Genomic DNA, 12,220 nt, shown 5'->3' with positions numbered 1-12,220 from the left:
AAAAACGTGATCTAGGTCGCATTCTGGTTACGGGTTAGTTAAAATGGCGCCACTGCCAGCCCCTGTTCCGGAACACCTTACAATGGATGAAATCAGCACTTCCCGCTCGACCGCCTGGATGCGCGTGGTCGTCTTGGCCATTTCGGCATTTATCTTTAATACCACCGAATTTATCCCAGTCGGGTTATTGAGTGATATTGCCCAAAGCTTTGGGATGCAAACCGAGCAGGTGGGGCTGATCATCACGATTTATGCCTGGATCGTTGCCACGATGTCGCTAGTCTGTATGTTGCTGACCAGCAAGATTGAGCGGCGTAAGCTGCTGATCGGGGTATTTATCCTGTTTATTGCCAGCCATGTGCTCACCGCGGTGGCCTGGAACTTTACCACCTTGGTGATCTCGCGTGCCGGTGTGGCGCTGGCGCACTCGGTGTTCTGGTCGATCACCGCGTCATTGGCCATTCGTGTTGCACCCGCAGGCAAAAAGGCACAGGCGTTGAGTATGCTGGCGGGGGGAACCGCGCTGGCGATGGTGTTGGGTTTACCGTTAGGGCGAGTGGTGGGGCAGCTACTCGGTTGGCGTATGACGTTTATTGGCATTGCCGTGTGCGCCACCCTGGCGTTGGTGATGCTGTGGCGCTTGCTGCCGGTGCTGAAAAGCGAGCATTCCGGTTCACTGGCCAGCGTTCCCCTGTTGTTCAAACGCCCGGAGCTGGTCAGCCTGTATATGTTGACCATCATTGTGGTGACGGCGCACTTTACTGCCTACAGCTACATCGAGCCCTTTATCCAGACCGTGGCCGGGTTATCCGCCAACTTTACCACCTTGATGCTGTTACTGTTTGGTGCTGCGGGCATTGTCGGCAGCCTGCTATTCAGCCGCTACAGCGAACGTTTCCCGTCGGGTTTCTTTATGGGTGCAATTGGTCTGCTGGCCCTCAGCCTGTTATTGCTGTTGCCCGCCTCCGGTAATGAAACGACCTTGACGTTACTGTGTGTGGTCTGGGGCATGGCCATCATGGCGATTGGTCTTTCGATGCAGGCGAAGGTGCTCAGTCTGGCACCGGATGCGACCGATGTCTCGATGGCGATCTTCTCCGGCTTGTATAACTTTGGGATCGGCGGCGGGGCGTTGCTGGGCAACCAGGTCAGCCTGCATCTGGGAATGCCAAACATTGGCTTCGTCGGCGCGCCGTTGGCCCTGATCGCCCTCGGCTGGTGTATCTTGAGTTTCTATCGTAACGAACGCTTGCAGCACCATCGGGCTTAATCAACGCTCCCTTGATTGCCGAGCTCGGTAATCAAGGGCCCCCTAAGACCTATCCTCTCTTTACCTCCCATCTTGCCGCTATGTTTTGCTAGCAGATACGCAAAATATCAACGTGCATGCTTCACCTTCATCGAAATACCGGGATCGGCTTCCAGCTTCACCATTGTGGCCAATGCCTCGCGTTCCAAGCTCCGACATAATGCAATTTATAGGTTTACACCTATATAGTTTTTGACCTATATTGCCAAGGAGCACCTGTGTGGAAGATTAAAACAACGGATACGTTTGACGAGTGGTTCAGCCGGTTGGATGACACTGACAGAGCTTCGGTGCTGGCGTCACTCATGGTATTACGTGAAAAGGGTCCTCAGTTGCCCAGACCTTATGCCGACACGGTAAAGGGATCGCGCTACAGCAACATGAAGGAACTGCGCGTGCAAAGCCGAGGCATACCGATACGGGCATTCTTTGCCTTTGATCCACGCCGTCGCGGTATTTTGCTTTGTGCTGGTAACAAGGCTGGTAATGAGAAGCGTTTTTATGAGGTGATGATCCCGATTGCCGATCGGGAATTTACCCAATTTCTGAATACAGCAGAGAACAAGGAGTAGGCCAATGGGCAGAACACTGGAACAAATCCTGGCGGAAGAAAAACCCGAGGTAGTGGCCAGCGCTGAGCGCATTGCGGCGGATACGCTGCTCAATATTCACCTGGCCGAGCTACGTGAGCGGGTGCAGAAAACCCAGGTTGAAATGGCGCAGGCACTTGGCATCAAACAACCCACCGTGGCGGGCATGGAAAAACCAGGCCGCGATCTGAAGCTCTCCTCGCTCAAACGCTATATCGAGGCCGCGGGGGGCAAGCTGCGTCTGGATATAGAGCTGCCAGATGGTTCGCACTATGGGTTTGTTATTTAATCAACTGGCTCGATGATTCAACCCTAAATCAGTTGTGCATCGGTTTGAACGCTGTAGCTTGCCAGGCGACGGGTATATATTGTTTGCCTATCGTCGGTAATAGCAGCGTCTGAACTTTGCGCCATCTTATTAGGAGTTTGATTATGTCCAGCACTCATCTGTCAGGTACCTTTGCGCTCGGCACGCATACCGTCAAGCGGCTCGGCTATGGCGCCATGCAGCTCGCCGGTCCAGGTGTTTTTGGCCCACCGAAGGATCCTGAAACGGCCATCGCAGTTCTGCGTGAAGTGGTTGCCAACGGGGTCAACCATATCGATACCAGCGATTTTTATGGCCCGCATTACACCAATCAAATTATTCGCCAGGCACTGCATCCTTATGCCGACGATCTGGTCATTGTCACCAAGATCGGCGCGCGCCGGGATGAGCAAGGCGCATGGTTGCCTGCATTTTCTCCGGCGGAGTTGACCCAGGCCGTGCATGACAACCTGCGTAATCTGGGGTTGGATGTGCTTGATGTGGTCAATCTGCGCTGCATGTTTGATGCACATGGTCCGGCAGAGGGGTCGCTTGAAGAGCCACTCTCCGTGTTAGCCGAGCTACAGCAGCAGGGGCTGGTCCGCCATATCGGGCTGAGCAATGTCACCTCGGCTCAGGTTGCGCAAGGGCAGAAGATTTGTGAGATTGTCTGCGTACAGAATAATTACAACCTGGTACATCGGGATGACGACGCACTGATCGACGAACTGGCTGGCAAGGGCATTGCCTATGTGCCGTTCTTCCCGCTGGGGGGATTCACGCCGTTGCAGTCTACGACGTTGTCGGAAGTTGCGCAGCAGGTGGGAGCCTCGCCTATGCAAGTGGCAATAGCCTGGTTGCTGCAGCGTTCACCCAACATTCTGCTGATCCCAGGGACATCCTCCTTGGCACATCTGAAAGAGAACCTTGCCGCAGCCCAACTCAAACTGCCGAGCGATGCTGTTGCGAAGTTGAATGCGATCTAAGGCAACGCGGCAACTGTAACCTCTGCGGGAGCCCTGGGTTCCCGCTAAAAATACATCCTCCCAGCATTCTCAGCCCTCTGCATTTCAACGCCAGTCCTGTTTTCTTTAATGTATTAATAAAATCCATTCTCGTCAGGAAAGAGACAAATGTTGTCTTAAATGTGTCTATTTTTTAAGATGATTGTTAATATATTAACGAATAATCACCAAGACTCACGCCCACAACCGCTGAAGCGTTATTGATGATAAAGGAGCCGCTATGCCACCTGCCTTTACTAACCGGCCGCCACGTTGGTTGATCCCGCTACTGGGATCGCTGGTGGCTTTTGGCCCACTGTCGATTGATATGTATTTACCTGCGTTACCTGCGATGGGGCAACAACTGCATGCCACACAGGGGCAGATGCAGCATTCATTGGGGGCATTCTTTGCCGGTTTTTGCATCGGCATGTTGCTGTACGGGCCACTTAGCGATCGGCTAGGCAGGCGAAAGCTGTTGCTGAGCGGCATGCTGCTGTTTGTGATTGCCAGCGTGCTCTGTACGCAGGTCACGCAGGTTGAGCAACTGGTGGTACTGCGGGCGTTACAGGCATTTGGTAGCGGGGCCGCTGTAGTGATGGCGCGCGCCATTGCCAGGGATGTTTATGCCTCGGATGAGCTGCCCCGAGTGTTATCGCTGATGACCCTGGTTACCATGATTGCACCGCTGCTGGCCCCGTTGTTAGGCGGTGCTTTGCTGACTATCTTCGACTGGCAAGCCATCTTCATGCTGTTGGCGGTGGTGGGTTGTATCAGTGGGTTATTGGTATTCTTGATACTGCCGGAGACGTTAAAGACCCCGCCAGGGCAGTCAGGCAGCATCCTGAAAGCGTTTCATAACTATTGCCTGTTGGCTCGGGACAGGGAAGCGATGGGCATTATTGCTACCCTGGCGTTTTCCTTCGCGGGCATGTTTGCCTTTATCAGCGGTTCTCCCTTTGTCTACATCAGCTACTTTCAGGTGCCCGCTGAGTATTACGGGCTGCTGTTTGGCTGCAACGTCATTGGCATGATCGCCGTACTGCTGCTGAACGTGCGGATGCTGAAGGTCTACAGCCTGCCGCGCCTGTTGATGATACAAAGCAGTGCCCAGGTGGTGTTTGGGTTGTTGCTACTGGTGTTCCACCAGCAGAGCCTGTCCATCCTGGTGATTCTGCTGGTGTTGTTTATGTCGCTGGTGAATGCTATCGGCACCAACAGCCTGTCGCTATTGTTGCAACAGCGTGGCCAACAGGCTGGGAGTGCCAGTGCCCTGGCGATCTCGTTGCAGTTTGGTATGGGGGCGTTGGCAAGCCTGGCCGTTTCCTGGTTGCAGGATGACACGCCGTTTGCCATGACGTTGGTGATGGCCGTCTGTGCGGCGCTAGGTTGGGTAGGGCAGAGGGTATCTGTGGCGCGAATAGGTTCACGGCTGCATGAATAGGTAGGATGCGGTGGTGAGGTTTTCATGCGCATTGCCGTTGCTGACAATGCGCATGAGGTTTACCGATTTAAATCACTGACTATTGGCAATAATACCGCGCAACAGCTTCTTCAAAATGCCCACTTCGTCAGCCGAAAAGGCGGACAGGACCTGTTCTTGCTGTTTGGCGGCAATATCTCTCAGCACGCTGGCCTGGCGTTCGCCTGCCTCGGTCAAGTGATGGCCATTCTCGGTGCTGGATACCAAGCCTTTACGGTACAACGCCTCCTGCGCCTCTTCGATCTCTCTGGTTGGCATCGCCATTTCTGCCAGCAGGCAGGCCTTATCAAGGCAGGCGTCGCTGTCCAACACCAGCAGCATTCTGGCCTCGCTGGCCCGCAACCCGGTGGAGAGCTGCTTGGGCTGGTAGCTGCTTTGATAGCTGCGCAGCGCCTGGGTGAGCAAGTAGAAGACGTTGTTATTCAAGCGTTCCTGCCTGGCGCTGCCTACTGCATTCTGTGCAACGCGCTCCGCTACCTGCGGGTAAGGCAGCACCATGGAATAGGATCCCTGGTGATATACCAGCGGTGCGCGGCCCAGGTCGTCAAACGCGACCACTTTGCCAATCAGGATCCAATGATCACCGCCGTCAACCTGCTGATATTTCTCACACTGAAAGCGCGCGGCACAGTCGGTAAGCAAAGGCACGTCACCCGCGCCGACCTCCACCTCAATCCCGGCAAATTTATCCTCGCTGGGGCGGGCGAAACGATTGGAAATATCCATCTGATCGGCGGCCAGCACGTTAATGGTGAAGTGGCTGGCTTGCTCAAAGATCGCGTAGCTGCCGGAGCGTTTATCAATGCTCCACAATACCAACGGCGGATCCAGTGATACCGAGTTAAAGCTGTTGGCTGTGACTCCCACGCGGGTGCCATCTGCGGTTGCTGCTGTCACTACCGTCACGCCGGTGGCGAAATTACCCAGCGCACGGCGAAATGCGCGGGGATCCAGGGCTGGTTCTGTGTGATGTGTCATTAAATAGGAACTCCTGCTCGTTACACCATCGTCGGATCGGGTTCTAACCCCATCAACTCGCGGCCTAATATCTGTGCGCAGACATCGTAATCGGTATAAGCGTGTGCCCCGGTCATGTGCGAGTCGCGGAACAGGCGCTGGATCTCATTGCTTTCCATCCAACTGGTTGCCCCTGCGGCGCTGAACAAGCGATCAACCGATTCGATGCACATTTTGACCGCGTAGGCCTGGTTAGTACGCCAGAACGTCAATGTCTGATGAGAGGGATATTGGTGCTTACGGCCGTGTTCGGCATGTTCTTGCCAGGTTTTTTCCAAAAAGGCGCGGGCGGCAGCAACCTGATGGGTGGACTCTGCCAGACGCATCAGCGCCGGGGTGGCCGTCCCCACGCTGGCTCCGGTATAGGCTCGCACGCGGTTTTGGGTTTTTTCTTTAAAGGCGACCAGCATACGCTCCGCAACGCCAAGGCTGATGGCGGCAAAACCGCAGGCGAAATAGGGGCGATAGGGCGAGTAGAAGATATTACTGTCCGGGTAGAGGCCGAAACCTGCAGAGCGCCCGTGCATCATATCCTGAGCGGCTTCAATGCGGTGGTTCGGCACGAAGGCATTTTTTATCACCAGCGTTTTGGAACCGCTGCCGCGCATGCCAACCGCAAACCAGTCATCACGAATTTCGTAATCGCTACGTGGGATCACGCCAAAGCTGTAGATCAACTCACCGTCGGCGTTTTTGCGGCGAAAGCCGACAATCGCCCATTCGGCATGGTCACAACCGCTGCTCCAGCCCATTTCACCGCTCAGATAGACACCGCCTTCGGCTTCCTCAATGCGGCCAAACGGGGCAATACTGCTGCTGGCGGTGGCGTCTGGATTATCTCCCCAGATCTCTTGTTGCAGTTTGGGGGAAAACATCGCTATCTGATGGCTGTGGGTGCATAGCAGGCTGAAAGCCCAGGCCGTTCCGCCACAGGCTCCGGCCAGCGCGGCGACACAGTCGGTGAATTCTGGCAGGGAGATTTCCAGGCCACCGAATTTTTTCGGTTGGAATACCCGGTGCATACCTATGCTTTTTAACAAACGGATATTCTCATCCGGTACTTTTCGTTCGCTTTCCGCCTGTGCGGCGTTGGCAGCGATAAGTGGCAGAATGGGCAGTAATTTTTCCAGCATCGGGTTGCTAGTTTTCATCAGTTGGTTCCCTCGGTAGGGGTGGGCGTGGGATGAGTATGGGGGAAGGGTATTTTAATGGAATGTAACATTCAGGTAAAAAATTGTACTTTTCATGTTAAATGTTGAGGGTGTGATCTGGAGGCGGGTTTGAGTGGCTGGGTGTGAGGCTTTTGGTTAGCCACCTGATATGCGCTGGTTGAGATTGCATAAATTTTCTGCTCTTTTTTGGGGCGATTAGAATGGTGTTAGTTGAATAATTAAAAAGAGAGGCAGTGCATGCCTTTTTATCTTAACTACCTCCCTAATTTGGCTGTTTTTTAGTCTTGTTTATACATGGCCCCTGTATTTTCTTCATGGCGTACTAAAAGGAGATCGGTTGCTAGTTGTTTACTGTCCCGATTAAAAAGAGATAGAGTACCTATCGCTGTCTTCAGATCTTTAGTCTTGGGAGTTATTCCTTCAGAAGGTAAATTGGATTTATAACTGACAAAAGAAGATAACGTTTCTAATCTCGACCAATAATCTTTGCGCAATTTACGGCCGGCCAAAGGAGAACGAAGTAATACATGCATCGCCTGACCATAAAATGAAAGGGGATGAGAGCATGAGGTCATAAAGTAATCAGGGGATAAGAGGGAGGTGACCACATCCTGGACATGATTACGGCCACATGCATAAGTGGTCAGACGGAGGTCAAGACTCCCATGTAAGCGACAGTTAAGCTCGACTAGTGCTGGGCCATTTTCAGTCAGAATAACCTCAAGATGTGAGGGTCCATTACGGACGCCAAGAGCATTTAAAACAGTTGTTGCATACTCCCGAATTACAGTGTATTTCGGCAAGGTGTGATCAACTGTTTCCATATTATCAAGAAACGGCGATGACCCATTGTCACGTTTGACAAGCCAAATACTGGTTAAGTAGTGTTTTCCATTTAACGATACGCTATCAAGAATATATTCCTTCCCAGCTAAGAAGCTTTGAATTAAAACAGTTGTATTTGGCTCTTCATAGTATGAAGACGAGTTCATTACCTTATTAAAGTACCGGTGTACTTCCTTAATAGAGCTACATTTAAAGACACCTTTTACTCCTGCGCTTTCAACAGGCTTTATAATAACAGGATACTGATTTCTGTTCCCGACCCAATTTAAGATGACTTGTATGTTATCTGATAATATCTGTTCTGGGGCTCGTAATCCTGCTTTTCTGACGGTTTCTATCATTTCAAACTTGTGCCGCCTAGCTAGATTTAACTCCGGCTCATTGACATATGTCAGATTCAACGCGTTGGCGATGGCTCCTGCCACTGCTAACGCTGAGTCCAAACCATGTAATACAGCTGAGATTTGCCATTTGGATAGACGCTCAAGGGTTTGCGTTATGTCGCCCTGATGGGTCAAACATGCTACGTAATCTTGCTGATTGATCATTGTTCCAAAGTGACTGGCTATAACAGGATCGCTAAACAGATGGATGCAAGGAATGCCATAAGCTCGGAATAAAGGAGCATAACTTGCAGAAGTAGAAGCCCCATCGACAATAAGAATATTACTGATATTCATCTTAAACCCTCTTGATTTCAGACTCATAAAACATTGTATAGGTAAGGAGTACTGTTATCAGCATGGTAAAGGCTGCAATAAGAAAGCCGGTGGCAGCTCCGACATTTACTGGGAAATGTACGCCGGAGACAAGAAGCCCAAGCAACGCTACGCCAATAGCACCACCGATTTGACGCATGGAGTTAATCGCTGCTGAGGCGGTTGCCGTCTTATCGGCAGGTGCTGCATGAATGAAAGCCGAAATAAGCGTGGGCAAGGCAATTCCGCCACCTATCGGCATAAGAAATAGGAAACATACAAAAGCAAGATAACTCGCATCGGTATACGTAAGAAAAGCCAGAATAGTGTAGGTCACAGAGGCAGTAACTAGTCCGGTCATGATGGTTAGGCGGGGGCCAAAGCGTTCAGACAAGTAACCGCTGGCAGTATTGGCCACAGCAATAATAGTGAAAGTCAGCAGAGCTAACCCTGTCATAACGGGTGAAAATTCGCGATAAACCTGAAAATAAATGGTTAATATAAAGATAGAACCATAAAATGATAAGTTCATGGTGGCGCCTAGAAGCAATCCCATTGAGAAAATGGGGGTTCGCAGTAAAGTTGGCGGTATAAAAGCATATTCATTATTTCTTAGGTGCCGAATTAACAGTGTCGCTGAAATGAAAAATAATATTATAAATGAAAGGTCAGAAAGGGAATGTACGGGTTTTTTTCCAAAATTGATAAGTAAAAACACTAGTGAAAAACTAGCTATAATAAAAATCACTATCCCTTTTGTATCAACTTTTTGGCGATGATGATATGGGGGTTCCTTGATAATATAAAGAGTAAAAATTATACCAGCAAGACATAACGGGATATTTATCAGAAAAAGTGCGTGCCAAGATGAATATTTTAGTATAAGCCCTCCAATAAAAGGCCCTGCGGCACTAATAATGCCACCAATAGCACTCCACCATCCAATGGCTTTTGTACGGAGTACTGCATCGCCTTCGCTGACTGCAGAGAGCAATGCGAGTGATGAAGGAAGAATAAGGGCTGCACCTACCCCTTGTCCGATACGGCCAACAATCATAATATCAATTGAGGTAGCGGAAGCACAAATTAGCGATGCAAACAGGAAAATGACCATTCCAACGAGGTTGATTCTCCGACTGCCAAATCGATCGCTCAATCCGCCTGCTGCAAGCAGAAGGGCTGCAAAAACGATGACATACGCATCTGGGATCCACTGTAGCCCAGACATGTCAGCTTGGAATATTCTGGCAAAGGTCGGTAGGGCAACGTTGACGATAGTGACATCAAGGTGAACCACGATATAGCCAAGTGAAGTAACAAGAGCAGCTTGAAGAAGTGAAGGTCGATGTGCTTTCATTGCTCACTCCACCACAAGATAAACATAGGCTCGGCGCTCCCTTTCCGGAATGAACTGCGGTGCATATATCACTTTGATTTTAGAGTCCGTCAGTTGACTTGCTACAGGGACTTGCCATGATTCAGGATCACAACCAAGAAAAAACATTACTTGAGCAAATTTTTTTGGCTCACGTCGTCTAAAAATTTCAACGTGCTTCCCACTCAAGCGTTTTAATAGTGCATCCGCGATATCAAACATCCATGCATCTCGAATGATAGCGGTAATAAAGCTTCCGGCAATGCGCGGGTTAATTTCAATGATATATATCTGCTCTTCATTAATAATACAGTCTATATGTATAGGGCCCCACATCAGATTCAGTGAGGCTGTAATTTTCTCTGTCATGAGGATGAGTCTGTCAATCTGAGACTCTGTCAAATCAATATCAGAGCTGTAACCCCGTTCAATAAAGCGTGAGCCTGCACGCTTGTTTTTTTTCATAGTGCCAATAAAAACTCCATCAAATAGTTCAACACAATACTCGTGCCCTGCAACGAAGTGTTCAATCAGTACTGCGCCACCAGGGATAATTTCTGGCTGAGCCCTGTATTTAGCACTGAGGTGTTCAAGGTGGACTAAAGCTTCTTTCGTTGTCCGGCATAGACTGATCCCTTGGCTGGCCGAGCCTTCAACCGGTTTAATGACCACAGGATAACTTAAGGTCGCGATCAGGGATGCAGGTAGCTGTTCTGATAGAGAAACTCGAGTTGGAGAAGCTTGCTGAAAACCTAGGCGGCTAAGTGTCTCGCTCTGGTTAATTTTAGATACACAGTAAGCTACTGCTTTTTTATCAGGGCCGGGAACACCAAACCAATCGGCAACTTGAGCTGCAACTGTTGCATATAAGTCGTGTGCAGTTGTTATCAGTAATGCCGAGGTAAATACTACCAGGTTGTTTTTAATCCAATTTATAACATTCTCAGTGGAAATATTCAATGAGATAACCTGCACGGCGTTTTCAAAAGCGCCATTGAGATTATCATGTTCAGCCGTTAACACGGTGACGCTATAACCATAGCGAATCGCCAGCGACACAAGATATAAGCTGGTGCCAGTATTTCTAGCACCTATAATGACGAGTTGCATTTCAGCCTCTTATTCATCAGTACATTTTTGATCTGCGGTGAGCAATTTAGCGTTGTAAATCCTTTCGCCTTGGCAACTAAAATTGCGGAAAGGCCATAAATTTTTAGTGACGAAAATACGCTGAACCCAGCGATAGGCTCGGCCATTTTCATCATAATTGGCTGTGAATTGATCGCGAGAATGCAGCATGAAATTGTTGTTGATTATCACCATTGTACCAGGAGTAATATGAATGCCTTCAGCCACACTCCGGATAGTGATATGTAATTTCTCTAATGCTTCTTGAGCCCTGCTATTAACGGGTATAACCATATCTGGGTAAAATGCCACGGTTATCCTAGGCGCATTTATCGGTCCAGAAACGACAGGGACTAACTCTGTATTATCTCTGGGAGTAACCGTGGCCGATCTCCAGCGATGAGGGACTTTGATAATGAAAGATCTTTCTCGTAATACAGCAATATCATCTGCAGAAAGCTGCTTAAGCGCTTTGCGAGCATCAGAGATTCGAGTTAATGGTTTTGCTTGTGTATCTTCCCTCACCCCTAGAAGTATGAGTACGAAAGGGGAAGTATCACCTTCCTCCTGATAAACTTGTGCTGCATTTTCAATATGAAAGTCAAGTTCGACTGCGGAGCCTAATCCGGTATAATCAGACGCTTTTTCTTTATGTGGGGTCAGGTTATTGACCAATTCATATCCTTCATGAGCAATGGAGTAGGGTTCTCCTAAAATAGCGCCCATGCCAACTAAAATATTCTCTGTTACAGAACCACTTTTGAATAGTCTACCTGTTTCATTGTTGTGAGGGCTACCTGTAATAACGCTATCAACAGGCAGATTTGTAACTTTAATACCTGCATATTCTGGAAATGGCTTTTTGAGGTCTTCTAGGGCATCAGTTAAGTGTTCAGGCAGAATACTCCACATCAGTTTTCTGATAGCTTTAATATATTCTGAACTTCCTTCTGGCGAATAGGTTAGCCCTGCTATTTTATCGAGAATTACTGATTTTTCTTCGTGACTAAGTTCGATTAACTTCAGTGTTTTTTCCTTATTCATAGCGATCTCCATATGAAAACATTAATTAATCACAGCTAGAATTACATGCGGTTTTTATGCTGTGGAAGTATCAAAAAGGAATAAAAAAGAATAGATTGGTTGTTAAATTGAATAAGAGTGATTTGTGAAATTAAACATCTTTCCAATCATGATTGTAAAATTCAAGTAAAAACATGCGGTTATTTTAATTATATGATTACTTTCTTTTATTAATCATTAACCTCTTGACTTGTGGATTGATTAATCT

11 protein-coding genes are annotated in these 12,220 nt (G+C 49.0%); 5 read left to right on the top strand and 6 right to left on the bottom strand.

Going from position 1 to position 12,220, the window contains the following annotated elements; all coding sequences use genetic code 11:
* Positions 1–82 precede the first annotated feature (82 nt).
* The 5 genes from KGP17_RS17130 (at position 83) to KGP17_RS17110 (ending at position 4,654) form a co-directional block, all read left to right on the top strand.
* A complete protein-coding gene (locus tag KGP17_RS17130) occupies positions 83–1,270 on the top strand; it encodes a sugar transporter (RefSeq protein WP_021805810.1) in 1,188 nt (395 codons plus the stop codon).
* A 257-nt stretch (positions 1,271–1,527) separates the two neighbouring features.
* Positions 1,528–1,881 (top strand): type II toxin-antitoxin system RelE/ParE family toxin, encoded by a 354-nt coding sequence (locus tag KGP17_RS17125; RefSeq protein WP_021805809.1) that lies wholly within the window; start codon positions 1,528–1,530, stop codon positions 1,879–1,881.
* A 4-nt stretch (positions 1,882–1,885) separates the two neighbouring features.
* Positions 1,886–2,188 carry a helix-turn-helix domain-containing protein gene (locus tag KGP17_RS17120; protein WP_021180280.1) on the top strand — a complete coding sequence of 101 codons (303 nt, stop codon included), beginning with the start codon at positions 1,886–1,888 and terminating at the stop codon, positions 2,186–2,188.
* Between the two features lie 143 nt (positions 2,189–2,331).
* Positions 2,332–3,192, top strand: coding sequence for an aldo/keto reductase family oxidoreductase (locus tag KGP17_RS17115; protein ID WP_223498024.1), 861 nt, complete (start codon positions 2,332–2,334; stop codon positions 3,190–3,192).
* Positions 3,193–3,451: 259 nt separating this feature from the next.
* Complete coding sequence (locus KGP17_RS17110) at positions 3,452–4,654, top strand: Bcr/CflA family multidrug efflux MFS transporter (protein WP_094982866.1); 1,203 nt, start codon at positions 3,452–3,454, stop codon at positions 4,652–4,654.
* 72 nt (positions 4,655–4,726) lie between these two features.
* On the opposite strand, the gene KGP17_RS17105 is transcribed toward KGP17_RS17110, so the two are convergent.
* The 6 genes from KGP17_RS17105 to KGP17_RS17080 all read right to left on the bottom strand — a co-directional run bounded on the left by KGP17_RS17105 (position 4,727) and on the right by KGP17_RS17080 (position 11,973).
* Positions 4,727–5,671: a p-hydroxyphenylacetate 3-hydroxylase reductase component gene (locus tag KGP17_RS17105; RefSeq protein WP_223498023.1), complete on the bottom strand. Its 945-nt coding sequence runs from the start codon at positions 5,669–5,671 to the stop codon at positions 4,727–4,729.
* 20 nt (positions 5,672–5,691) lie between these two features.
* Positions 5,692–6,861 carry a p-hydroxyphenylacetate 3-hydroxylase oxygenase component gene (locus tag KGP17_RS17100; RefSeq protein ID WP_223498022.1) on the bottom strand — a complete coding sequence of 390 codons (1,170 nt, stop codon included), beginning with the start codon at positions 6,859–6,861 and terminating at the stop codon, positions 5,692–5,694.
* 299 nt (positions 6,862–7,160) lie between these two features.
* Complete coding sequence (locus KGP17_RS17095; RefSeq protein ID WP_223498021.1) at positions 7,161–8,408, bottom strand: ATP-grasp domain-containing protein; 1,248 nt, start codon at positions 8,406–8,408, stop codon at positions 7,161–7,163.
* 1 nt (position 8,409) lies between these two features.
* Positions 8,410–9,783 (bottom strand): MFS transporter, encoded by a 1,374-nt coding sequence (locus KGP17_RS17090; RefSeq protein WP_223498020.1) that lies wholly within the window; start codon positions 9,781–9,783, stop codon positions 8,410–8,412.
* Between the two features lie 3 nt (positions 9,784–9,786).
* Positions 9,787–10,911, bottom strand: coding sequence for an acetyl-CoA carboxylase biotin carboxylase subunit family protein (locus tag KGP17_RS17085; RefSeq protein ID WP_223498019.1), 1,125 nt, complete (start codon positions 10,909–10,911; stop codon positions 9,787–9,789).
* Positions 10,912–10,920: 9 nt separating this feature from the next.
* Complete coding sequence (locus tag KGP17_RS17080) at positions 10,921–11,973, bottom strand: oxygenase (RefSeq protein WP_071680973.1); 1,053 nt, start codon at positions 11,971–11,973, stop codon at positions 10,921–10,923.
* Between the last annotated feature and the right edge of the window lie 247 nt (positions 11,974–12,220).

Source organism: Serratia sp. JSRIV001 (assembly GCF_019968745.1).
Classification (GTDB): Bacteria; Pseudomonadota; Gammaproteobacteria; order Enterobacterales; family Enterobacteriaceae; genus Chania; species Chania fonticola_B.
The sequence above is the reverse complement of the archived record's forward strand: the minus strand, read 5'-3'. Positions and strand labels throughout refer to the sequence as shown.